The organism is Nonomuraea rhizosphaerae, from assembly GCF_019396405.1.
Taxonomy (GTDB): domain Bacteria; phylum Actinomycetota; class Actinomycetes; order Streptosporangiales; family Streptosporangiaceae; genus Nonomuraea; species Nonomuraea rhizosphaerae.
The window spans coordinates 1-22131 of the sequence record NZ_JAHKRL010000529.1 but is presented as its reverse complement, the minus strand read 5'-3'; the positions used below and the strand labels follow the sequence as shown (position 1 = coordinate 22131).

The following is a 22131-nucleotide window of genomic DNA, read 5'->3' as shown; positions in this document are numbered from 1 at the left end:
GTTCGTCCCCTGGCTGCGGGTGGACCAGCGCTTCGCGCTGGAGGCCGGTCGCCGGATCTGGGGGTTCCCGAAGGAGCTGGCCGACATCGACCTGCGGCTCGGCTCGCCGTACAAGCGGTGTGTGCTGCGCAAGGACGGGCGGCTCGTGCTCGACCTGCTGATCAGGCCGGGCCTGCCGGCGCCGGGGCCGGGCGCGCTGGTCCCCATGGACGCCTTCACCCACCGGGAGGGCGTCACGCGCCGCGTCCGGTGGTCGGTGCGGCCGCACGGGGTCCGGGTCCGTCCCGGCGGGGCGCTGATCCGGCTCGGCAACCACCCGATCGCCAAGGAGCTGAGCGAGCTGGGCCTGCCCAAGCGCCCGCTGCTCAGCACCACGGTCGCGCACGCCGCCATGACGTTCGAGAGCGCGGAGGCCGTCTGAGACGCGGGCGCGCAGGCCGTCCGAGGCGCGCAGACCGGTCAGACGTTAAGGGCCGGCTCAGACGCGAAGGGCCGGCTCAGGCGCGGGCGCTCCAGCGGCCGTCCACGCGGCTGATCCGCACCGGGTGGTCGAAGCACTTGCTCACCAGGTCGGTGGTCAGCACCTCGTCCACCGGCCCGTACGCCATGCACTCCCCCTCGCGCAGCAGCAGCGCGTGCGTGGTGCTGGCGGGCAGCTCCTCCAGATGATGGGTCACCAGTACGGTGGCCAGCGCCGGGTTCTCCCGCCGGAGCGTGTCCAGGCTGCTCAGCAGTTGCTCGCGGGCGGCCAGGTCGAGGCCGGTGGCGGGCTCGTCCAGCAGCAGCAGGCGCGGCCTGGGCATCAGCGCCCTGGCGATCAGCGCCCGGCCGCGCTCGCCCTGCGACAGGTGCGGCCAGCGGGCTTCGGCCTTGCCGGTCATGCCCATCAGCTCGATCAGCTCGCGCGCGTGCCGCTCCTCCTCGACGGAGGGCGTCCAGCGCGGGACCAGCTCGATCGTGTTGGTGGCGCCGGTCAGCACGATCTCGCGCACCCGCAGCGCGCTGTCCAGGGAGTGGCGCGGGTTGACGTGTCCCAGCAGCGAGCGCAGCTCCCGTACGTCCACGCGGCCCAGCCGGTGCCCGAGCACCTCGACGACGCCGCGCGTGGGGTGCTTCACGGCCCCCAGAAGGTCGAGGAACGTGCTCTTGCCCGCCCCGTTGGGCCCGAGCAGCGCCCAGTGCTCACCGGGCCGCACGGTCAGCGAGATCGAGCGCAGGAGCACGTTGCCGTCGCGCACCACGTCCACGTCGGCGGCGCGCAGAACGGGTCCGCCCTCAACAGGTTCCATCCGGCCAGGCTACCAACAGCCATCAGATGTCTGAGGACAGGATGGCTACACGATGGGGGGCCGGCCGAGCTTCACCATGCGCCAGGCGGTGCGCCAGGCCATCGGGCGGCGCTCGCCCGCGGGCGTGCGCAGCCCCTCGAAGAAGCCGGTGAACCAGGCCTTCAGCGCCTCCCGCGAGCGCCACTCGCGGATGAGCGTCAGCACCACCCAGTCGAGCAGGTAGAGGCCCGCCAGCGGCCACGGCAGGTTGCGCCGCGCCAGCCACACCCGGTTGCGCGCGTTGAGCCGGTAGAACTGGGCGTGGCGGGTCGGCGGGACCTGGGGGTGGTACATGACCGTCTCGGCGTCGTACTCGATCCGGTAGCCCTCGCCGAGCAGCCGCCAGGCCAGGTCGGTCTCCTCGTGCGCGTAGAAGAACTGCTCGGGAAGGCCGCCCACCTGGAGGAAGGCCGAGCGGCGGATCGCCGAGGCGCCGCCGAGGAAGGTGGTGACGGGCGAGGACCGTTCCGGGTCGCCGGCGCGCAGCCGCGGCACGTGGCGGCGCTGGCCGACGCCTCCGTCGGGGTCCATGACCCGGAAGGAGATCACCGCGAGGTCGGGCTCGGTCGCGAAGCGGTCGCGGACGTGCGACGCGACCTTCTGGTTGGCGTACCAGCCGTCGTCGTCGAGGAACAGCACGACGTCACCGGAGCACTCCTCCACACCGCGGTTGCGGCCGGCGGGAATGCCGGTGTTACGGTCGAGCCGGACAGTCTTCACGGTCGCGGACGAGCCAACGGGCGGCGTCGCCGACACCTCGGGCACGTCGGCGCCGTTGCCGACGATCACCACCTCGACGTCGCCGTCGATCTGGTTGAGCGCGGACTCGACCGCCCGGTTCAGCTCCGCGACCCGGTTGCCCATGGTGAGGATGACGCACGAGATCTTCAACGAATCATCGTCCTGACGCGTTGAGAGCACGGGCGGAGCATTCTTTCATGATCACCGAGTCTGCTGGTCTGCGTACTGTTGAATATGGGTGGAGCTAAGCGTATCGGAACCGTAAGTGAACCCCCACCGAACGGCGGACGTCCGATCAATACGACGGACGAGGAGCCCTCACGGTTCCGGATCGAGCTCACACAAGCCGCCTCGAAGCGAGAATGCTGACCAGATGAAGGACCGTCTGCAGGACCGCCGCCGCGAAGCAGGCGATCAGCAGCACCCGCGTGGCCAGCAGGTCGCCGGTGGCGAGGTCGACGACCGCGGTCGCGACCGCGAGCATCGACAGCTCGATCGGCTGCACGATCCGGTGGAACTTCGTCGCCCCGACGATCCGCCGGGCCAGCCCCAGCAGCCCTGAACGAAACTGCCCGACGGACTCCTCGGTGGCGGCCGGCAGCCCGCCCTTGGCCCTGGCCACCTCGACGAGGTCGGTCTCGGCCTTGATGAGGATCGCGCCGAGCGCGGCGCCGACGCCCAGGACGGTGTACCAGTCGGGCAGCACGGCCGAGGCCCGCCAGCCCAGCCCCACCAGCAGCGCCGCCTCCGTGAAGTAGGCGCCGACGCGGTCGAGGTAGACGCCGACCAGCGAGGTCTGGCCGGTCCAGCGGGCCAGCTCGCCGTCGGAGCAGTCGAGCAGCAGGTAGACCTGGACGAGCACGAAGGCGAGCAGCGCGGCCCACACGCCCGGCAGCGCCAGCGCGAAGCCCGAGGCGACACCGGCCAGCGTCATCACCCAGGTGAGCTGGTTGGGCGTGACCGACGTCTTGGTCATCAGCCAGGTGACGTAGATCGACAGCCTGCGCATGTAGAGGACGCCGGCCCAGTGCTCGCCGTTCCTGCGCTCCAGGTGGCCGGCGGGCTGCGCGACCCGCCGCAGCTCAGCGACCGAAGGCCCGGACATAGTCCCCCACCCGCTCGCGAACCTCGGACTCCGACATGCGCAGGTGCTCCAGGATCGTGTAACGGCCGGGACGGGTGGACGGCGCCAGCGCGACGGCCTCGGCGAACTGCTCGTCGCTCAGCCCGATGTCGGCCGGGACGACGGGCAGCTCGTGACGGCGCAGGCAGCCGGTGACCTGCGCGAGCCGCGCCGCGTCCTCCCGCAGGAAGAAGCAGAAGGCAGCGCCGATCCCGGCTAGCTCGCCGTGGTTGGAGGTGCCGGGGAAGAGCTGATCCACGGCATGAAGGATCTCATGGTCTCCACCACTCGCGGGCCGAGACGAGCCGGCAATAACCATCGACATGCCCGACAGGATCAGGGATTCGGCCAGAACGGTGAGGAACGCGTCCGACTCGATGGAGTCGCTGCGGCCGATCAGCGCCTCGGCGGCCGTGCGCGCCATCGAGCAGGCCAGCCCGTCGATGGGCTCGCCGCGCTCCACGTTGCCGAGCTGCCAGTCCTCGATGGCCGACAGGTTGCTGACCACGTCGCCGACCCCGGACCGGACCAGCGACTCGGGGGCGCTGTGCACGAAGTCGAGGTCGACGAGGATCGCCAGCGGCATCGGCACGCCGAACGTGCCCTTGCCGCCTTCGTACACCAGCGAGGCGGTGGGCGAGCAGATGCCGTCGTGGGAGAGGTTGGTGGCCACGGCGACCATCGGGATGCCCGCCAGCGAGGCGGCGTACTTGGTGGCGTCGATCGTCCTGCCGCCGCCGACCCCCACGACCACCTCGTAGGCGCCCTTGCGCAGGTCGGCGCCGAGCGAGACGGCCGCCTCGACCGAGCCGTCGGCCACCCTGAACACCTCGGCCTCGTCGAGCGTGGGCGCGATCAGGCCCTCGATGTGGTCGCCCTGCCCGGGACCCACGGCCACGGCGACCCGGCCGGAGGTCGCCACGCGGGTGTCGGCCAGCAACGCGCCGAGCTCGACCACGGCGCCGCGCCTGACCATCATGGTCAGCGGCGCGGGCAGCATCCTCGCCAGAAGCGGCATGCCCGCCTCCTCAGTAGCGAACGGCTATGGTGCGAGCCTTGGCCAGGTCGTCGTGGTTGTCCACCTCGACCCAGTCGACCTCGCCGATGGGTGCGACGTGGATCTTCTCGCCGCGCGCGACCATCTCCTGGTAACCGTCCTCGTAGTAGAGCTGCGGGTCGCGCTCGAAGGTCGCCTTGAGCGCGTCGGCCAGCCGCCCTGCGGCGCCGGGACGGATCAGCGTGGCGCCGATGTACTCGCCGTAGGCCTCGGCCGGGTCCATCAGCTTGGTGATCCGCTTGAGGTCCTCGCCCTCCAGCGTGACCTTCATCTCCTCCTCGGCCAGCGACTTGACGTTGTCGACCGCGAGCAGCACGTCGCTCGTCTCGGGGGCCGACAGCAGCGTCTTCTCCACCGACACGGGGTGCACGGTGTCGCCGTTGACGAGCAGCGCGCCCTGCGCGAAGTAGTCGCGCGCGCACCACAGCGAGTAGGCGTTGTTCCACTCCTCGGCCTTGTCGTTGTGCACGAGGGTGAGCTTCACACCGTGGCGCCTCTCCAGCGCCTCCTTGCGCTCCTGTACGGCCTGCGCCGCGTAACCGACGACGACCACCACCTCGCGCAGGTCCACCTCGGCGAGGTTGCGCAGGGAGATGTCCATGATCGTGGTCTCACCGTCGACCGGCACGAGCGCCTTCGGCAGCGTGTCGGTGTACGGCCGCAGGCGTCGTCCGGCTCCAGCGGCCAGCACCATTCCCAGCAACGTGCACTCCTCAGTCGAGCATCTCTACGTAGGCCCAAAGGTTAGTTGCCTTCAGGCCCTCCGCGGGTAATCGACCGTTAGTCTTGCGTTCCCATATCAGCTGCATCTACCCCCGAGCGCGGCGCGGCGAGCCAGCAGGTGAGGCTCTCCCAACCGAAGAGCAGCCAGAGGTAGGCGCCGAGCAGCGCGAATCCGCCGGTCATGAAGCCGGCGATGGCCGAGAGGGACAGGACGATCATCCGCCCGTCCCAGCCGAGCCCGAACGTGGACAGCCACGGCGGCGGGTAGACCCGCTGACGCAGCCGGTAGACCAGGTCGTAGTGGTGGAAGGCCATCGCGCCGAGCAGGATGAAGATCAGCACGGGTGGCACGTCGTGGGCGTAGCCGCAGGCGGCGATGAAGGTGTACTCGATCATCCGCACCACCGGCGGCACCAGCCAGTCGAGCCGTCCGTCGTGCGGGTGCGAGCTGCCGGGCCCGGCCAGCAGGAGCGTCACGGCGGGCGCGAAGATGGCCAGCCCGTCGGAGCCCGCGACGCCGATCAGCAGCAGCACGCCGATCACGAACGCCCCGGCGATCAGCGGCGGCAGCGGCGGGAGCTGGCCGGCGACGAGGGCTCCCATGCCGCGCGAGAGCGGCCCGTCGTCGCGGTAGGCCACGACGGTGCTGCGCGGCACGGGCGTGAGCTGGACGGAGATCGCCGTCTCCGCCCTGTCGCGCCCCTCCCCGCGCGCGGCGCGTCCCGGCCGTCGGGCCATCACCGCGCCGACCTCGCGATCCTGCCGATCACCTGGTAGAGCGCGGCGACCCCGCCCCAGCCGAGCAGCGCGACGAACGTCACCCTGGCGTTCCAGACGCCCGCCGTGATCGCGATCAGCGCCATCCGCTCGCCGATCGGCAGCACGACGGCCTTCTTCAGCCAGCGCGTGACCCGCTCCCGCTCCATCCGCTGGGCCAGGCCGAGCATGCCCTGCCTGGGCACCCCGTAGCGCCCGGCGTCGGCCGACTCCAGCAGCGAGCGCACCGGCGAGGGGTCCCACGAGGCGCCCGCGCGGCCCGCGTCGGCGACCGCCCCGGCGTAGGAGTAGTCGATGGCGTGCCGGACGACCTGGAGGATCATCGCGGCGCCGGCCAGGTACCAGATCCCGTCGGGCCCGCTCTCGCTCAGCGGCAGCCCGGCCGCGTACCCGAAGGCGAGGCCCACGTAGACGGCGTACTCCTTCAGCCGGTCGGCCATCGCGTCGGCCCAGGCGCCGAGCGGCGAGAACGTGCGCGTGTAGCGGGCGAGCTGACCGTCCAGGCAGTCGAGCGCGAACGACAGGTAGAGCAGGCACGAGCCGGCGACCTGCGCCCCGCGGTAACCCGCCGAGAACCACACCGCCGACAGCGCGGCCACGCCGATCGAGATGCCGGTGACGGCGTTGGGGGTGAGCTTGAGGCGGGCCGCCGGCCGGATGAGCAGGCGGGTCCACGGCGAGACGAAGTAGGTGGCGAAGAAGCCGTCGTCGTCCTTGACCGCGGCGTCGAGACGCACCCGGGACTCGTCCACGTCGGCGAGCCGGCCGATGGCGTTGTCGGCCGACACCTGGCCGGTCACCCGGTCGCAGTGCAGCGGGCCGATCCCGGCGGCGCGCACCGGCACGCCCGACCTGACCAGGCCGACCAGCAGCAGGTCGACGGCCTCGACGGTGGTGACGGGGCCGAGCTTGCCGGTCTCGGCCAGCTCGGCCAGCTCCTCGGCGACGTCGGCGAGCGAGGTCAGGTCGGTCTCTCCCGCCTGGAGCACGCCGCGGAAGGTGGCGTTGGCCTCGGGCACCAGGTGGAACGAGCTGCCCGCCGCGATGACCCTGGCGCCCTCCACGCGTACGGGCGGCCGCATCGGCGCCGCGGTGGCCTCGAAGGAGACCAGGGCGGCCGTGTCGCGCGCCGGGTGCTCCAGCAGCAGCGCGAGCGCCTCGGTGTGGGCGACGAGGTCGGCGGGCAGCACCACGACCGCGCCGGGCGCGAACCGGGCGATCTTGGCGACGCCCCGCAGGTCGGCGCCGAGCCCTCCACCGGGCCCCAGCACCTGGACGTCGAGGACGGGGAGCACGGCGAGCTGGTCGCTCAGCCGGTCGCGCAACGTGCCGTCGGCGCAGGAGAGCCTGCTGGCCGGCGTCGTGGCGAGCACCACCACCGAGGTGGTCGCGCTGTCGCGAGTCAATGAGTCGGGCAAAGCGCAGGTCTCCTCCCGGTCGCGAGGGAGTGCGGTGGACACAGCGTAGCGACCATGCAACGCGATATCACGGAACGAGACCGTTACGCTCGCGGGTATGGAATCTCGGCTGCGCTCCGTAGGGGTCGTACTTGCAGGTGGAGTGGGTCAGCGTGTCGGGCTCAACACGCCGAAACAGCTCATAAAGATCGCCGGCAGGACAATCCTGGAGCACACGCTCGCGCTGTTCAACGGCTCACCGGACATCGACGAGATCGTCGTCCTGATGACGCCGGGCTTCGCCGGGCCGGTCAGGGAGATCGTCGAGAAGGGCGGGTTCGACAAGGTCAGTCAGATCGTCGAGGGCGGCTCCACGCGTACGGAGAGCACCTGGCGGGCGCTCAAGGCGCTGGGCCCGCGCGAGTGCAACGTGCTCCTGCACGACGCTGTACGGCCCCTCCTGGAGCCCCGGATCATCACGGAGTGTGTCCAGGCCCTGCAGACGTACTCGGCCGTGGACGTGGCGATCCCGAGCTCCGACACGGTCGTGGTGGCCGCCCCTGGGCCGCGCGGCGAGATCATCCGCGACATTCCCGACAGATCACGGCTGCGGCGCGGCCAGACGCCGCAGTGCTTCCGCCTGTCGCTGATCCGCGAGGCGTACGAGCGGGCCTTCGCCGACCCCGACTTCGACCGGCAGCCCGCCACCGACGACTGCGGCGTGCTGCTGCGCTACCTGCCCGACGTGCCGATCTACATCGTGCCCGGCAGCGAGCACAACATGAAGATCACCCACCCGGTCGACGTGTACATCGCCGACAAGCTCTTCCAGCTCGCCGCCGCGGGCGCGCCCACGCCCACCGCCCGCGACTACCGGGAGGCGCTCGACGGCAGGAGCGTGGTGGTCTTCGGCGGCAGCTACGGCATCGGCGCGGACGTCGTCGCGCTGGCCGCCGACCACGGCGCGGACGTGCACTCCTTCTCGCGCAGCCAGAACGGGGTGCGGGTGGAGGACTACGAGTCGGTGGCCAAGGCGCTGGCGCAGGTCGGCCGGGTCGACTACGTGGTCAACACCGCGGGCGTCCTGCACATGGGCAAGCTGGCCGAGGTCACCGACGAGAGCATCGCCGAGACCGTGGGCGTCAACTACCTGGGCCCGGTCAACGTGGCCCGCGCCGCCTACCCGCACCTGTGCGAGAGCGAGGGCCGCCTGCTGCTCTACACCTCCTCCAGCTACACCAGGGGCCGGGCCGACTACAGCCTCTACTCCTCGACGAAGGCCGCCGTCGTCAACCTGACGCAGGCGCTGGCCGACGAGTGGGCGTGCGACGGCATCCGCGTCAACTGCGTCAACCCGGAGCGCACCAGCACCCCGATGCGCGAACGCGCGTTCGGTGAGGAGCCCGCCCACACGCTGCTCTCGCCCCGCGCGGTCGCCCAGACCTCGATCGACGTCCTCATCTCGGACCTGACCGGGCAAGTGATAGACGTTCGCCTGGACTGCCCTTGACCTGAGGCTCGTTACCGTGGGAACACATGAGGAGACTCTGCGCGATCGCCGCGGTGCTCGGTTGTTACCCCCTGCTGCTCGTCGCGTCACTCTGGCCGTCACCTGTGGCGTTCGGAGTGCTCGCGGCGGCCTCCTACCTCGCCGAGTACGTCGCCCCCACCCGGGCCAGGGCGTTCCTGAGCCTGCTGTCCCGGGTGCACCTGGGCGTCACGCTCCGGTTCGTGGTCCGGGAGATGGCGGCGTTGCTCCTGGTCGCCAGGACGGCGGGCCCCGACTCGCCGTGGTTCGTGGCCATGGCGGCGGGGCTGTTCGCCATGCACGGCATGCGGGCCGTGCAGACGGGCCTGGCCATCCGGCTCAGGCAGACGCTGAACACGATGCCGGTCGTCACCCACAATCTGGACGTCTCGGCGCTGGGCATCCCCCGCATGCCGCCCGAGTTCCTGGTCAACTACCGGGGGATGCGCTTTCTCTACCTGGACGTGCTGCCGGTGCTCGGCGCCTCGGCCGGGGCGTTCGCCGGCGCCATGGGGGCGGGGCTGTCGCTGCTGCTCGGCGCCGCCGGGGCGCTCGCGCTGCTGCCGTACGTACGGCGGGCCGCCCCCCTGTCCGACCCTGACCGCGTGATCGAGGTGGTCGGCCACCAGGTGCGCGCCTACGGCCCCGAGGTGATCCTGTACTTCTCCGGCGCCACCCAGGCCGCCTACCAGGCCCGGATGTGGCTGCCCATCCTGGAGCGGATCGGCAGGCGGGCCGTGGTCGTGCTGCGTGAGCGAGCCATGGCCAGGCACATGGAGGACACCACGCTGCCGGTCCTGTGCATCCCCTCCTCGGCCGACCTGATGGGCTTCCACGCGCTGTCCAGCGCCAGCCTCTGCCTGTACGTGGCCAACGTCGGCAAGAACATCCACATGCTGCGCATCCCCAACCTGCGCAGCGCGTTCATCGGCCACGGCGACAGCGACAAGGAGGCCTCGTTCAACCCCTTCTCCAAGGTCTACGACGAGGTGTGGGTGGCCGGCCCGGCGGGCCGGGACCGCTACCTGCGCGCCGGGGTCGGCGTCAGGGACGAGAACGTGTACGAGGTCGGCCGCCCCCAGTTGCAGGGCATCTCCACCGAGCCGCCGAGGCGGAAGGTCAAGACGGTCCTCTACGCCCCCACCTGGGAGGGATGGACCGACGACCTGTACCACATGTCGCTGACCACCATGGGGCCGCGCATCGTGCGGGCCCTGCTCGACCACAGCCCGCGGATACGGGTGATCTACAAGCCGCACCCGCTGACCGGCCACCGCGACAGGGCCGCCGCGCGGGCGCACCGGGAGATCGCCCAGATGATCCGCGACTCGGGCGACTCCCGGCACAAGGTGGTCAGGGGCCTGGAGCCGCACCTGTACGACTGCTTCAACGACGCCGACCTGCTGATCAGCGACATCTCCAGCGTGGTGGCCGACTTCCTGGCCAGCGGCAAGCCGTACGCGGTGACGAACGTGGCGGGCCTGCCCGAGAAGGTCTTCCACGAGCGTTACCCGAGCACGGAGGCGGGTGTGCTGCTCGGCGAGGACCTGGCCGGGCTGGCCGAGTTCCTCGACGGGGAGGACACGATGGCCTGTGCCCGGGCCAAGCTCAGGACGTATCTGCTGGGCCCGGAGTTCCCGGACGGGCTGGCCCGCTTCGACGCCGCCGTGGAGCGGGTCTGCGGCGGCTAGCGATGGCCGGCGGCGGCTAGTCCGAAGGGCGGGCCAGCTTGCGGGGGCTGGTCAGGAAGCCCCAGCCCCATGACATGTGCATGGTGGCGTACACGATCGGCAGCCGGGCCTTCACCGCTCCGGGGAGCCCGCTGCCGGTCAGCGCCGAGCCCGCCAGGACGGCCAGCGCGTACCCGCCCGGCACGATGAGCGTCAGCGGGAAGAACGGCGCGGCGACCAGCCCGAGCAGGATCGCCAGCACGGCGGCAGGCGGCGCCAGGTAGCGCAGGTTGATCGTGCCCTCGTGGGTGCGTGAGACCACCCGGCGCCAGCGGCCGTAGTGGAAGTACTGCTTGGCCAGGGCCTTGACGTTGGGCCGCGGGCGGTAGGAGACCCGCATGCGCGGCTGGAACCACACCAGGCCGCCGGTCTGGCGGATGCGGTGGTTCATCTCCCAGTCTTGGGCCCGCTGGAAGTGCTCGTCGTAGCCGCCGACCCGGTCGAGGGCGGAACGCCGGAACACCCCGAGGTAGACCGTGTCGGCCGGGCCCGCGGTGCCGCCCACGTGGAAGGCGGCGGCGCCCACGCCGATCTTGGAGGTCATCGCGCACGCGACGGCCTTCTCGAACGGTGTGACGCCCTCGGCCGCCATGACCCCGCCGACGTTGTCGGCCCCGGTCTCGCGCAGCGTCTCCACGGCGACGCGCAGGTAGTCGTCGGGCAGCATGGCGTGCCCGTCGACCCTGGCGATGATCGTGTTGCGCGAGGCTGCGATGGCGGCGTTGAGCGCGTTGGGCGTGCGACCTGTCGGGTTGGGCACCACGGTCACCCGCCGGTCGGCCGCCGCGATGGCGTCGGCGACCTCCTGGGTGCGGTCATGGGAGGGACCCACGGCGAGAACGACCTCGATCTCTCCTGGGTACTTCTGTGCGAGGACCATCTCTACGGCCTCGCGTAGGTGCCGCTCCTCGTTGAGGACCGGCATGACGACGGAAATGGGCGGCCAGCCGTGCGTCTCCGCTGGCGCGTGCGGCGAGTCGGGGAACTGCTTCATGGCGGGGCTCACGCTACTGTACGAGCAGGGGAGGAAGGCAATCCAGCGGCGGGACGGAGGGGCAGGGGCATGCGCGACCCGGACGTTTCGTCAGGGAGCGAGGGATCCGGAGACGACTCCGGGTTTCGCGTGGGCGGCGACGCGTACGGCGGCGTCAAGCTCGCGGGCACGCGTACGCGCAGGCCGCTCAAGAGCGCCAGGCGCAGGCGGCGCCACCTGATCCTGTCGGGCCTGCTGTCGGTCGGCGTCCTGGCCGGCACCGGCCTGGTGTGGGCGGCGCCGCAGCGGATCGGCACGGTCGACGCGGGCGTCACCGAGTCGGCGCCGCGCGGCGCGATGAACATCCTGCTCGTCGGCGTCGACAAGCGCGACGACCTCACCCGCAGGCAGCAGAACGAGCTGAAGCTGGGCCGCGAGGTGGGCCAGCGCACCGACACCATGATGGTGATCCACCTCTCCGAGGACCACAGCAAGATCACCGTGGTGAGCCTGCCCCGCGACACCTGGACGACCATCCCCGGCAAGGGCGATCACAAGATCAACTCAGCCTACCAGTTCGGCGGCCCGAAACTGGCGCTCCAGACGGTCCAGCAGGCCACGGGCCTGCGCATCAACCGCTACATCGAGGTGAACGTCCTCGGCTTCATCAACGTCGTCGACTCCCTCGGCGGCGTCACCGTCTGCACGCCCGTGCCGATCGAGGACCCCAAGACCGGCCTCACGCTCACGCCCGGCACCCACGAACTGAAGGGCGTCCAGGCGCTCGGGTACGCCCGCACCCGCGCCACGGCCCGCTCCGACCTCGACCGCATCGACCGGCAGCAGCAGGTCATCTCCGCGCTGATGAACCGCGCGCTGAGCGCCGGCACCCTGGCCAACCCGGCCAGGCTCGCCGCGTTCGTCGACTCGACGCTGGGCACGATCAAGATCGACCCCGACGACGACATGATCGGCCTCGCCACGCAGCTCAGGGACGTCTCGCTGGACAACGTGAAGTTCGCCGAGGTGCCGCTGGCCGACGTCGACTTCAAGTCGCCCACCGGCGAGTCGGCGGTGCTGTGGGACAAGACGGCGGCCCGCGCCATGTTCGGCCGCATCGCCGCCGACCAGGACCTGGCCACCCCGTCGGCGTCGCCCTCGAAGTCGGCCACGCCCAAGGCGACCATCGCGCCGTCGCAGATCTCGCTCAAGGTGCTCAACGGCACGAACATCACGGGTCTGGGCGCCCGCACCAAGAAGGCGCTGGTCTCCTACGGGTTCCAGGTCCCGGGCACGCCCGGCAACACCAAGCGCAAGGACTACAAGAAAACGGTCATCCGTTACGGTCCCGACCGGGCGGATTCGGCCCGGACGGTGGCCGCCGCGATCCCCGGCGCGGAGCTGCGCGAGACGCAGGTCGCGGGCATCGAGGTCATCGTCGGGAGCGACCAGCCGAAGATCGGCAAAGCCAAGCCCTCGGCGACGCCGACTCCTACCACACAAACGAAAACGGCGACCCAGAACATATGTAAAAAATAGGCATATTTGTCTGGTATTCGGGCACGTGACAGCCATGGTGGTCAGATCATGGCGAGAGGAACCTTGCACGATTTTGCACGCCGTCGGCGAGCTCGACGTGGCCGCCGCGCCACGCATGCGCGACGCGCTCGACCGGATATTGGCCGCCGCCCATCCGCCCAGACTCGTGCTGGACCTGACCGAGGTCCCGTTCTGCGACTCCGTGGGGCTCGGGGTGCTGGTGGCGACACTGAACCACGTCCAGCAGGTGCAGGGCCGGCTCATCCTCGTGGTGGGGCCGGGCATGATCAGCCACCTGCTGACGATCACGAACCTCGACAAGCACTTCGAGACCAGATCCTCACTGGGAGAAGCGCGGACGGCGTTCGAGACGGCAGCCTGAGATCGAGCAATCCGTGAAGGTGTGCTAAACGATGTCCAGGACAATGGAGGCGCACTTCCCTCACGCACGGCCGCGGTAGGAAGCCGCCTCCTCATTCGCGAGTGTGTGGAGGCTTCCCACGTTGTTCGATCAGTTCCCGGAGCCCGCTCGGTCCCAGCTGGCCGCCGCCCATGACGAGGGCAGGACCCGGCCGGAGTGGTGCTTCACGGAGGGGCAGGCACGGCTGGCGTTCTGGGCTCCCTTCCGTGGCGCGGATCCCGTGGTCACCTGGCTGTTCGAGCCCGGCCCCGACCCCGCCGCGGCCTCCGGCCTGCTGCGGCGCGGGCTGTCGGCCCTGGGCCTCGGCAAGATGATCCACGACATATCCCTGCGGCCCGGCCTCACCCCGCTCGTCGACCGCCCCGTCGAGCACGAGGCGCTGCTGGGCGCCGGGTTCACGCTGGAGGTCGAACGGCTCAACCTCGAATGGCGCCTCGGCAGCGACGTCCCCGCGGATCCGGGACGGCTGACGTACCGGGCCGCGCGCCGCCTGCCCGCCGGCTTCGTCCTCGACCTGCTCGTACGGATCTCACAGGGTTCGCTCGACTACGACACGCAGATCGAGCTGGCCACGGCCGGGGCCGAGCACGAGGCCCGCTGGATGTACGACGACCTGGTCAACCGCAGGGGGAAGCCGGACTGGTTCGTCGTCGGCTACCTGGACGACTCGCCCGTGGGCCTGGTGGCACCCGACGACCACTCGATCGCCTACATCGGGGTGCTGCCCGAGCACCGGGGACACGGCTACGTCAACGACCTGCTGGCGCACGGGACGGCGACGCTGGCCGAGGCCGGGGTGGATCGCGTCGTGGCCGGCACGGACGTCGGGAACACGCCCACGGCGGCGGCGTTCCTGCGGGCCGGGTACTCGGAGGTGGGCAGATTGTTCCGTTACTACTGGAGATCGTGAAACGCTCTCCCGAGGCCCTCGCACGATGACTGGAGCGACCTTGAAGAGACTCGGCGTCATGTTCGACCGGGACCTGCCTCCCGAGCAGCTCATCCCCTTCGCCAAGGCCCTCGACGCGACGACGGTGGACGACCTGTGGGTGGTCGAGGACCTGGGCTGGACCGGCGGCATCTCGGCCGCCGCCACCGCGCTCGCGGTCACCTCCCGCCTGCGGGTCGGCATCGGCATCACCCCCGCCCCCTTGCGCAACCCGATGCTGCTGGCGATGGAGCTGGGCAACCTGGCCCGCCTGCATCCCGGCCGCCTGGCCGCCGGGATCGGTCATGGGGTCCAGGACTGGATGCGCCAGGTGGGCGCGGCCGTCCCGTCGCCGCTGGCGCTCCTGGAGGAGACCGTCACGGCCGTACGGGCGTTGCTGCGCGGCGAGACGGTCACCCTGCACGGCAAGGCCGTCCACCTGGACGGGGTGTCGCTGGTGCACCCGCCCGCCGAGCCGCCGCCCGTGCTCACCGGCGTGAAGGGCCCGCGCTCGCTGGCGCTGAGCGGGCGCGTGGCGGAGGGCACGATCATCCCCGAGGGCATCGGCCCCGACGAGCTGCCCGCCGTGCTCGGCCATCTGAACGCCGGCGACGATCACGAGCTGGTCCTGTTCACCTACCTCTACACCGGTGGCGACGTGTCCGAGGTGGCGGGCGAGCTGGTGGAGGGGCAGGCGGCGTACCTGGGCGTGGCGCAGGAGGACGTGTCCATGGCGAACGGGGACCCCGAGGCGGCGGCCGAGCTGGTCAAGGCCCTGTGGGCGGCCGGGGCCGGCACGGTCGCCGTACGTCCTCTCGGCCCCGAACCGCTCACCCACGTGCACGCCCTGCTGGCGGCGCTGTAGATCGTTCTGTACGGCGTTCGCCCGGCATTTGCCCGGCATTTGCCCAAAAGGGGGAGGCGCATCGGTCGAACGGCCGATGGCGCGTCCCCCGGCAGCGGCCAGCATCGGTTGCCATGAGGCGAATCCTGTTAGGAGCGGCAGTGGTGGCGCTGGCGGCGACCGGCTGCACCCTGGACGCGAAAGAGGCGCACGCCGCCCAGACGTTCCCGTTCACGGGAACCACGTTGACGATCAGGTCCTCCCTGGGCGGACTGCGCGTCCTGCCCGGCGCCGCGGGCAGGATCGAGGTCGACCGGTGGACCCGCGGCAAGGCCTCCGACGGCCCCACCTGGTCCCTGCGCGACGGCACGCTGCGGCTCGGCGCGAACTGCACCGTCGTCTTCGGCGACTGCGGCGCCCGCTACCACCTCAAGGTGCCGCCGGGCGTGCGCCTGTCCGTGGACGGCGACGACGGCGTCATCCTCGACGGCCTCGCCCAGGACGTGGACGTCTCCACCCGCGGCCGGATCCAGGTCCAGGGCGCCACGGGCCGGCTGCGGCTGCTCAGCGACGACGGCCCGATCACGGGCGACGGCCTGAAGTCCGCGTACGTGCGCGGCCGCAGCTCCAGCGGGGCCATCGACCTGGCGTTCACCAGCCCGCCCAGCGAGCTGGACCTGCTGTCCCAGGACGGCGGCGTCACCGTCAGGGTGCCGAAGGCGGACTACGCGGTGAAGGCGACCAGCGCCGAGGGGAGCGAACGGTCGGAGTTCAGGAACGCCAAGGGCAGCGACCGCAGCATCACCGCGCGCAGCATGTCGGGCAACGTCCGCGTCCTGGCCCGCTGAGCATGTGCGCCGTTCGGAATTCACCGCGTCCTCCGTGACATTTGTATCTGTTTGCCCTGGTGGTGAGGGTGCAGGGTTGGTCCGGTAAACACCCCGGACGAAAGCGCCAGGACCATGACTCTTGAGACTCACGCCCCCGCCTCGACCGTACGGATCGAGCGCACCTACCCCGCCACCCCCGAGACCGTCTGGCGCCTGTGGACCACCGCCGAGGGCATCGAGTCCTGGTGGTCCCCGGACGGCTTCACCGTGAGCGTCACGACCCTGGAGCCCCGCCCCGGCGGCGACCTCGTCTACACGATGACCGCCACGGCGCCGGAGCAGATCGCGTTCATGGAGGGCGCCGGCCTGCCGCTGAGCACCGAGTCCCGCAAGAAGTTCGTCGAGGTGGACGAGCCGGCCACGCTCTCCTACACCTCGCTCGCCGACTTCATCCCCGGCGTGGAGCCGTACGACTTCCTCACCGTGGTCGAGATCCGGCCCGTCCAAGACGGCGTGCGCATCACGATGACCGTGGAGGCGATGCACGACGAGGAGTGGACCCAGCGCCTGGTGGCGGGCCGCGGCAACGAGCTGGACAACCTCGGCCGACTCCTCGGATCGGGTGCGTGACCGTGGCCAAGCTCGTCGTCTGCTCCATCATGTCCCTGGACGGCCGGTACGCCGCCTCCGACGGCAACCCGCTGGTGCTGCCGATGGACGCCGCGTTCGACGCCTACAACCTGGAACGGATCCGGTCGGCCGGCTCGCTCCTGCTCGGCGCGACGTCGTACCGGATGTTCATGGGGTTCTGGCCCGCCCAGGCCGGCAACACCGAGGCGCCGTGGGTGCACCGGGAGTTCGGCGAGATCTACGGCCGCATCGCCGTCGACGTCGTCTCCGACTCCCTCACGCCCGCCGACGTCGCTCCCTGGGCGGAGCGGACGACCGTCGTCAAGCGCGCCGGCGCGGAGGCGCGGGTCAAGGAGCTGAAAGGACGCGACAGCGGCGACATCCTGACCTTCGGCAGCCGCACCCTGTGGAACTCCCTGCTCCGGGCCGGTCTCGTCGACGAGCTGCACCTGATCGTCGGCGCGACCGGGCTGGGCGAGGGCACGCCGATCTTCACGGGACCGGTCGGCGGGCTGAGCCTGGTGCGGGCCCAGCAGCTCGATGACTCCTCCCACAACGTCCTTCTGCGGTACGCGGTGACCGCCGCCTGAACCTTATGGAGGTGAGGCCGTCCATGACCCTCCCGCTCTCACCAGCCAGGCCGCCCGCGCTGCCGGCCGGTGCCGTCGGCCGGCCGGACCACCTACCCTGGTCGGGCAGAGCACGCGGACGGGTGGTGGGGCGAACGGTGGTGGAGTTCTGGCGGTCCGATCGTGTCGTCCGGCTGGCGCCGGTCGGCGCGATCGCCTGCAGCGGCCTGCTGCCGGTGCTGCAGGTGGTCCTGGCGTTCGCCTATCTGGACAACAACCTCCGTACCGGACTGTGGAGCCTGGCGGCGACCGCGCTGTACCTTCCCCTGCACCTGCGCCACGTCTGGTACGCCGCCCACGCCACCCGCCCGCCGCACCGCCACTGGACGCTGGCCGCGATGGCCGTCGTCATCCTCGCCGCCACCCCCGTGGCCGGCACCATGTGGCCGCGGGCGTACGTGGGCCTCGCGGTGTCGGCCGTCCTGCTGCTGCCCGCCCCGTGGTCGCTCGCGATCTACGCGACGCTGGTGGCCATCGCGGCGCCGGTGTCCCTGCTGATGGGGGTGCCGTGGACGGTGGTGCCGTGGCTGATGTTCTCGGTGCTGACCGGCAGCTGGGCGCTGCTGCTCCTGGTCTGGCTCTCCGCCGCGCTGACCCGCCTGCAGGCGGCCAGGGAGGTGCTGGCGCAGCAGGCGGTCGCGCAGGAACGCCGCCGCATCGACGACGACCTCCGGCGTACGCTCGGCAGCGCGCTGGAGTCGATCGCGGCGCGCGGCGAACGGGTCGGCCAGAGGCTGGCCGAGAGTGAGCGGGAAGGCCGGCGGGCGGTGGGCTCGCAGTCGGTGGGTTCGCGGTCGGCGGGTTCACAGTCGGCGGGTTCACAATCAACAGGCCCGCAACCGGCGGGGGAAGAGCCGGCGGCCTTGGTGGACGAGCTGATGGCCCTCGCCGACGACTCCAGGCGGACGCTGGCCGAGGCCAGGCAGCGGGTGCGCGGCTACCGGCAGCCCTCGCTGCGCGCCGAGCTCGAAACCGCCGCTACCCTCCTGTCCGCGGCCGGCATCGAGACCCGCCTGGTGCTGCCCCGTTCCGGCCTCCCCGCCACGATCGCGCAGCACCCGCGAGCGGCCCTGCGCGCGACGGTCACCCGCCTGCTGCGCACGAACGGCGTACGCGCCTGCACGATCACCACCACCGTCTCGAACGGCAGGGCGCTGCTGGAGCTGCGGACCGACAACACCACCGAGACGATCGAGGTAATTCCAGGCCCCCAGGCCGGCCCCACCACCGACCCGACCGAGGTGTGGCCATGAGCCCGTCGATCCCGCCGCCGTGGGTGCTGCGGCACCCGCTCTGGCCGCTGGTCGCCCTGCACGTGCCGATGGCCGCACAGATGCCGGTCTACACGATCCTCGGCATGGACGGCCCGCCCGGCGACCCCGTCCTCGCCGTCCTGGCCGCCGCCCTGGGGCTCGCACTGCAGCTCCGCCACAGCCTGGCCGCCGCCCGGGGAGAACGCCCGGCGGGATGGCCCTGGACCCTGTCGATCCTCGCGCTGATCGCGAACGTCCCTCTGTGGTGGTACGGCTCGGACTGGCAGAGCCTCACCATCTTCACCCTCGCCTCGGTCGTGATGCTGCTGCGCGGCCGGCTGATGCTGGTGGCCGCCGCCACGCAGATCCTGCTCAACCCGGTGAAGGAGGTGACGGCCATGCTGCGGGACGGGAGCGAGACGGTCTGGCAGGCTCTCCTGCTGGGCCTGTACCCCTTCTTCGGCGCCATCGTGTTCGCCGGCGCCCTGGTCGGCGGCGCCCGGCTGGTCCGCCTGCTGAACGAGCTGGAGGCCACCCGCACCGAGCTGGCCGCCGGCGCGGTCGGCGAGGAGCGCGTCCGGGTCTCCCGCGACCTGCACGACCTGCTCGGCCAGAGCCTGTCGGCCATCTCCCTCAAGGGCGACCTGGCGCTGCGGCTGCTCGGCAAGGACACCTCCGCCGCCCGCGCCGAGATCGAGAGCCTGACCGGCGTGGCCCGCGACGCGCTGCACGGCGTACGGGCGATCACCCGCGACGAGCACGCCGTGTCACTGCGCACCGAGATCGACGGGGCCGCGGCCCTGCTCGGCGCCGCCGGGATCGACACCCGCCTCGACGTGGCCGACCTGCCCCCGCTGTCCACCTCCGCCAGGAACGCCCTGGCCTGGGCGATCCGCGAGGGCACCACCAACCTGCTCCGGCACAGCGAGGCCCGTACCTGCGCCATCACCCTGTCCCGGCACCAGGGGACGGTGCGGCTGGAGATCGTCAACGACGGCATCCGAGCGACCACTCCCCCCACCCCCGCTCCAGCCCCCGCTGCACCCCTCAGCCCCGCTGCACCCCTCAGCCCCGCTGCATCCCTCAGCCCATCCCCTCACGGCTCGGGGCTCGCCGGAGTGGCCGAGCGGGCCCGCGCCGCGTCCGGCACGTGGCTCACCACCGTCCACGACGGCCTGTTCCGGCTGTCGGTCGAGGTCCCCGAGGAGGTCGTGTGATCCGCGTGCTGATCGCCGAGGACATGCACATGATCCGCTCCGCCCTGGTCGCCCTGCTGTCGCTGGAGGACGACATGGAGGTGGTCGCCGAGATCGAGCGCGGCGACGAGGTGCTGCCCACCGCCCTGCGCGTACGCCCTGACGTCGCGGTCCTCGACATCGACATGCCCGGCCTGGACGGCCTGTCCGCCGCCGAACAGCTCTCCGCGCGGCTCCCCGACTGCCGCACCCTCGTACTGACCGGCCTCAGCCAGCCCGGCAACCTGCTGCGCGCCCTGAAGGTCCACGCGAAGGGGTTCATCGTCAAGGACGCCCCCGCGCACACCCTCACCGACGGCATCCGCCGCATCGCCCGGGGCGAGCGGGTGATCGACCCCGAACTCGTCGCCGCCGCCCTGGAAACCGGCAGCAGCCCGCTCACTCCCCGCGAGACGGAGGTCCTGCGCGCTGCCGCGACCGGCATCCGCATCGCCCAGATCGCCACCCAGCTCTCACTGTCGCAGGCGACCGTACGCAACTATCTGTCGAACGCGATCGGCAAGGTCGGCGGCCGCAACCGCATCGACGCCATCCGCATCTCCCGGGACGCCGGCTGGCTCTGACCCCGCACCACACAGCACTGTCTGTCGGAGTACGGCGAAATCCGCGCCCTCTTCGCCTGGAGCAGCGGCATCACGAGGGTCCTGCTGCCCCTGACCGAGCGGTACCGGACCGCACAGGGGATCAGCCACCCACCATCGTCGGCAGGGATCGTCAGTGGCGGGCCATGTGGCGCTTTCTCCATGACGGCGCCCCTGCAGACGCTCAGCGATCCCCCGCGCTGCGACCAGGTCTCGTCTCGGGCCGCCGCCGCACAGGCAAGACGCAGCTGCTGACGGCGGTCTGCGAGGCGGTCGGCGGCCTCTACACCGTCTGCGTGCAGGACGAAGGTGACCTGGCGGCGAGGCGCCGATTCGCGGCCACCATCACGGAGCACGCCGGGCTGAAGGGTGCCATCCGCGGCGAGCCCGAATCCTGGGAACGTCTGATCAGGGCGGCGTTGGAGACGGCGGCACGCGTGGCCCCGGCCGGCAATCCTCCAGCTGGTCGTCATCGACGAATCCCCTACGTCATGTTCCCCTACGTCATGGCGAACGCGCCGCAACTCCCCTCCCTCATCCAGCACCTGTACGACAATTCTCAGCAGGGGCACGGGCCAGGCGGACGGCTCATTCTCTGCGGCTCGGCCCTGAGCGTCATGAGCACCCTGCTCTCGGGCACGAAGCCGCCGAGCTGTGGCGGATCCAGGATCCCGAGGTCGCGTTCAGAGTGCATGCCTGCGTCGGCGGCATTCCCGGATATCGGCCCTTGATGACCAGCGCCCCGGATTCACTGACCGATTTTGACGACTGGGTCATTGACAACCTGCTGTCCGTCGGCGTCAGTGTGTTCACCCGCACCGAGGTCGACCACCTGCTCCGCGAAGCCCCCCGAATCACGGCGCGTTCCCTCTACTACGACATCCTGAGCGCCGTCAGCCAAGGGGCCCGGACCCCGGCGAAAATCGGAGGAGTGATCGGCCGTGACAACAACGCGGTCCGCTACCCGATCAGCGTCCTGGAATCCGCCGGGTATCTCACCAGAACCCATGATCTCCTGCGGCGCGGAAAGCCCACGATCTCGGTCTGCGACCCGATCATCCGCTTCGACCGTCTCATCATCGCCCCGCATCTCGGTCAACTCGAACTCGGTCGCATCGACCCGATCTGGCGGACATCAGCACCCACCTTCCGCTCGAACATCCTCGGCCCGCATTTCGCGGAACTCGCCCGCGATTGGGTCCACCGTTCCGCCCCCGACGAACTCGACCGGCCCACCGGATTCGGCCAGGTCGGCTTCGGCAGCGTCCAGGACGACCGGGGGCGCGCGAAACACGACATCGACGTACTCGCCGCCGAAGGCGATCACATCCGCCTGATAGGCGAGGCCAAGGCGACGCTGAACCGCCGCGGCCTGCCGGATCTCGAACGCCTCGACGCCATCCGCGAGGTGCTCACGCGGCAGGGCCACGACACCGCGGAGACGACGACCGCGCTGTTCTCGGCCACCGGCTTCACTCCCGACCTCGTCGAAGAGGCGGCGTCCCGTCCCGACACGGTTCTTGTCGACCTGGAGCGGATGTACGGACTCGCATGACGCGAGCCCCTCCGGCAGGAGGGCGGCGCAGAACCCCGTGACAAGCTGCATCTGCACAAGCCGACGCCCCTCCGGCCGACGTCCCGTCAAGCGGCGTCGAGCGCTCCGACGATCTTGCGGATCATCTCGGCCGCGGTGGGACTGGGCTCACCCCGATGGGCGCGAGCGGCCGCCTCGACGGCGACAACAACGGTTCTGCGGAAGTTGTCGGCCTCGGCCGGAGCCTGAGCCTTGAGCAGGCTCATGGCCGCCGTCAGGGCCGGCAGCACGTTGTCGGCGATGGCGGCC

23 protein-coding genes and 1 pseudogene are annotated in these 22131 nt (G+C 71.0%); 15 read left to right on the top strand and 9 right to left on the bottom strand.

Features of this window, described 5'->3' with window-relative positions; genetic code table 11:
* A partial coding sequence (locus tag KME77_RS27575) for an acetoacetate decarboxylase family protein (protein WP_219471859.1) occupies positions 1–421 on the top strand: 421 nt, incomplete at its 5' end.
* A 76-nt stretch (positions 422–497) separates the two neighbouring features.
* Here the strand turns inward: KME77_RS27575 and KME77_RS27570 are convergent.
* From KME77_RS27570 to KME77_RS30110, 7 genes are all read right to left on the bottom strand, one after another.
* Positions 498–1289: an ABC transporter ATP-binding protein gene (locus KME77_RS27570; protein WP_219471858.1), complete on the bottom strand. Its 792-nt coding sequence runs from the start codon at positions 1287–1289 to the stop codon at positions 498–500.
* Between the two features lie 45 nt (positions 1290–1334).
* Complete coding sequence (locus KME77_RS27565) at positions 1335–2219, bottom strand: glycosyltransferase family 2 protein (RefSeq protein WP_219471857.1); 885 nt, start codon at positions 2217–2219, stop codon at positions 1335–1337.
* 187 nt (positions 2220–2406) lie between these two features.
* Positions 2407–3174, bottom strand: a complete 768-nt coding sequence (locus KME77_RS27560) for a CDP-alcohol phosphatidyltransferase family protein (protein ID WP_219471856.1) — start codon at positions 3172–3174, stop codon at positions 2407–2409.
* Positions 3152–4192 (bottom strand): iron-containing alcohol dehydrogenase family protein, encoded by a 1041-nt coding sequence (locus KME77_RS27555; protein WP_219471863.1) that lies wholly within the window; start codon positions 4190–4192, stop codon positions 3152–3154. The genes KME77_RS27560 and KME77_RS27555 overlap by 23 nt, the downstream gene beginning before the upstream one ends.
* Before the next feature lie 28 nt (positions 4193–4220).
* Positions 4221–4952 (bottom strand): phosphocholine cytidylyltransferase family protein, encoded by a 732-nt coding sequence (locus KME77_RS27550; protein ID WP_219471855.1) that lies wholly within the window; start codon positions 4950–4952, stop codon positions 4221–4223.
* Positions 4953–5029: 77 nt separating this feature from the next.
* A complete protein-coding gene (locus KME77_RS30115; protein ID WP_219471862.1) occupies positions 5030–5710 on the bottom strand; it encodes a DUF5941 domain-containing protein in 681 nt (226 codons plus the stop codon).
* Positions 5710–7167, bottom strand: a complete 1458-nt coding sequence (locus tag KME77_RS30110; RefSeq protein ID WP_219471854.1) for a CDP-alcohol phosphatidyltransferase family protein — start codon at positions 7165–7167, stop codon at positions 5710–5712. Before KME77_RS30110 ends, KME77_RS30115 begins: the two co-directional genes overlap by 1 nt.
* Positions 7168–7264: 97 nt before the next feature.
* On the opposite strand from KME77_RS30110, the gene KME77_RS27535 reads away from it, so the two are divergent.
* Together KME77_RS27535 and KME77_RS27530 are read left to right on the top strand one after the other, a co-directional pair.
* Positions 7265–8656, top strand: a complete 1392-nt coding sequence (locus KME77_RS27535) for a bifunctional cytidylyltransferase/SDR family oxidoreductase (protein WP_219471853.1) — start codon at positions 7265–7267, stop codon at positions 8654–8656.
* A 26-nt stretch (positions 8657–8682) separates the two neighbouring features.
* Positions 8683–10365: a CDP-glycerol glycerophosphotransferase family protein gene (locus tag KME77_RS27530; RefSeq protein ID WP_219471852.1), complete on the top strand. Its 1683-nt coding sequence runs from the start codon at positions 8683–8685 to the stop codon at positions 10363–10365.
* A 16-nt stretch (positions 10366–10381) separates the two neighbouring features.
* Here the strand turns inward: KME77_RS27530 and KME77_RS27525 are convergent, their stop codons facing one another.
* Entirely contained in the window at positions 10382–11440 is a 1059-nt protein-coding gene (locus tag KME77_RS27525) for a glycosyltransferase family 2 protein (protein ID WP_504739341.1), read from the bottom strand.
* A gap of 87 nt (positions 11441–11527) precedes the next feature.
* Between KME77_RS27525 and KME77_RS27520 the strand changes: the two genes are divergently transcribed.
* The 12 genes from KME77_RS27520 to KME77_RS27465 all read left to right on the top strand — a co-directional run bounded on the left by KME77_RS27520 (position 11528) and on the right by KME77_RS27465 (position 21843).
* Entirely contained in the window at positions 11528–12916 is a 1389-nt protein-coding gene (locus tag KME77_RS27520; protein WP_308250933.1) for an LCP family protein, read from the top strand.
* Between the two features lie 34 nt (positions 12917–12950).
* Positions 12951–13298, top strand: coding sequence for an STAS domain-containing protein (locus KME77_RS27515; RefSeq protein ID WP_219471861.1), 348 nt, complete (start codon positions 12951–12953; stop codon positions 13296–13298).
* Positions 13299–13419: 121 nt separating this feature from the next.
* Complete coding sequence (locus KME77_RS27510; RefSeq protein ID WP_219471849.1) at positions 13420–14247, top strand: GNAT family N-acetyltransferase; 828 nt, start codon at positions 13420–13422, stop codon at positions 14245–14247.
* 40 nt (positions 14248–14287) lie between these two features.
* Positions 14288–15130 (top strand): LLM class flavin-dependent oxidoreductase, encoded by an 843-nt coding sequence (locus tag KME77_RS27505; protein ID WP_246610847.1) that lies wholly within the window; start codon positions 14288–14290, stop codon positions 15128–15130.
* A gap of 113 nt (positions 15131–15243) precedes the next feature.
* A complete protein-coding gene (locus KME77_RS27500) occupies positions 15244–15957 on the top strand; it encodes a DUF4097 family beta strand repeat-containing protein (RefSeq protein WP_219471848.1) in 714 nt (237 codons plus the stop codon).
* Between the two features lie 114 nt (positions 15958–16071).
* The gene (locus KME77_RS27495) at positions 16072–16569 is read left to right on the top strand and encodes an SRPBCC family protein (protein WP_219471847.1); all 498 of its coding nucleotides are present in this window, start codon (positions 16072–16074) and stop codon (positions 16567–16569) included.
* Positions 16566–17159, top strand: coding sequence for a dihydrofolate reductase family protein (locus tag KME77_RS27490; RefSeq protein WP_219471846.1), 594 nt, complete (start codon positions 16566–16568; stop codon positions 17157–17159). The genes KME77_RS27495 and KME77_RS27490 overlap by 4 nt, the downstream gene beginning before the upstream one ends.
* Before the next feature lie 23 nt (positions 17160–17182).
* Positions 17183–18451, top strand: coding sequence for a hypothetical protein (locus tag KME77_RS27485; protein ID WP_219471845.1), 1269 nt, complete (start codon positions 17183–17185; stop codon positions 18449–18451).
* Positions 18448–19668: a sensor histidine kinase gene (locus KME77_RS27480; protein ID WP_219471844.1), complete on the top strand. Its 1221-nt coding sequence runs from the start codon at positions 18448–18450 to the stop codon at positions 19666–19668. Before KME77_RS27485 ends, KME77_RS27480 begins: the two co-directional genes overlap by 4 nt.
* Positions 19665–20270, top strand: a complete 606-nt coding sequence (locus tag KME77_RS27475; protein WP_219471843.1) for a response regulator transcription factor — start codon at positions 19665–19667, stop codon at positions 20268–20270. Before KME77_RS27480 ends, KME77_RS27475 begins: the two co-directional genes overlap by 4 nt.
* 164 nt (positions 20271–20434) lie before the next feature.
* Positions 20435–21019, top strand: a complete 585-nt coding sequence (locus tag KME77_RS27470) for an ATP-binding protein (protein WP_219471842.1) — start codon at positions 20435–20437, stop codon at positions 21017–21019.
* Positions 21019–21843 (top strand): ATP-binding protein, encoded by an 825-nt coding sequence (locus KME77_RS27465; RefSeq protein ID WP_219471841.1) that lies wholly within the window; start codon positions 21019–21021, stop codon positions 21841–21843. Before KME77_RS27470 ends, KME77_RS27465 begins: the two co-directional genes overlap by 1 nt.
* 86 nt (positions 21844–21929) lie before the next feature.
* Here KME77_RS27465 and KME77_RS27460 read toward each other — a convergent pair.
* Positions 21930–22131, bottom strand: a pseudogene (locus tag KME77_RS27460) (hypothetical protein); the annotation flags it as partial.

What these genes read in the sequence shown, in the direction of transcription:
- KME77_RS27570 (WP_219471858.1), bottom strand. Translation starts at nt 1,289, where the DNA reads ATGGAACCTGTTGAGGGCGGACCCGTTCTGCGCGCCGCCGACGTGGAC.
- KME77_RS27560 (WP_219471856.1), bottom strand. Translation starts at nt 3,174, where the DNA reads ATGTCCGGGCCTTCGGTCGCTGAGCTGCGGCGGGTCGCGCAGCCCGCC.
- KME77_RS27555 (WP_219471863.1), bottom strand. Translation starts at nt 4,192, where the DNA reads ATGCTGCCCGCGCCGCTGACCATGATGGTCAGGCGCGGCGCCGTGGTC.
- KME77_RS30115 (WP_219471862.1), bottom strand. Translation starts at nt 5,710, where the DNA reads ATGGCCCGACGGCCGGGACGCGCCGCGCGCGGGGAGGGGCGCGACAGG.
- KME77_RS27535 (WP_219471853.1), top strand. Translation starts at nt 7,265, where the DNA reads ATGGAATCTCGGCTGCGCTCCGTAGGGGTCGTACTTGCAGGTGGAGTG.
- KME77_RS27530 (WP_219471852.1), top strand. Translation starts at nt 8,683, where the DNA reads ATGAGGAGACTCTGCGCGATCGCCGCGGTGCTCGGTTGTTACCCCCTG.
- KME77_RS27515 (WP_219471861.1), top strand. Translation starts at nt 12,951, where the DNA reads ATGGTGGTCAGATCATGGCGAGAGGAACCTTGCACGATTTTGCACGCC.
- KME77_RS27500 (WP_219471848.1), top strand. Translation starts at nt 15,244, where the DNA reads ATGAGGCGAATCCTGTTAGGAGCGGCAGTGGTGGCGCTGGCGGCGACC.
- KME77_RS27495 (WP_219471847.1), top strand. Translation starts at nt 16,072, where the DNA reads ATGACTCTTGAGACTCACGCCCCCGCCTCGACCGTACGGATCGAGCGC.
- KME77_RS27485 (WP_219471845.1), top strand. Translation starts at nt 17,183, where the DNA reads ATGACCCTCCCGCTCTCACCAGCCAGGCCGCCCGCGCTGCCGGCCGGT.
- KME77_RS27480 (WP_219471844.1), top strand. Translation starts at nt 18,448, where the DNA reads ATGAGCCCGTCGATCCCGCCGCCGTGGGTGCTGCGGCACCCGCTCTGG.
- KME77_RS27470 (WP_219471842.1), top strand. Translation starts at nt 20,435, where the DNA reads ATGTGGCGCTTTCTCCATGACGGCGCCCCTGCAGACGCTCAGCGATCC.
- KME77_RS27465 (WP_219471841.1), top strand. Translation starts at nt 21,019, where the DNA reads ATGACCAGCGCCCCGGATTCACTGACCGATTTTGACGACTGGGTCATT.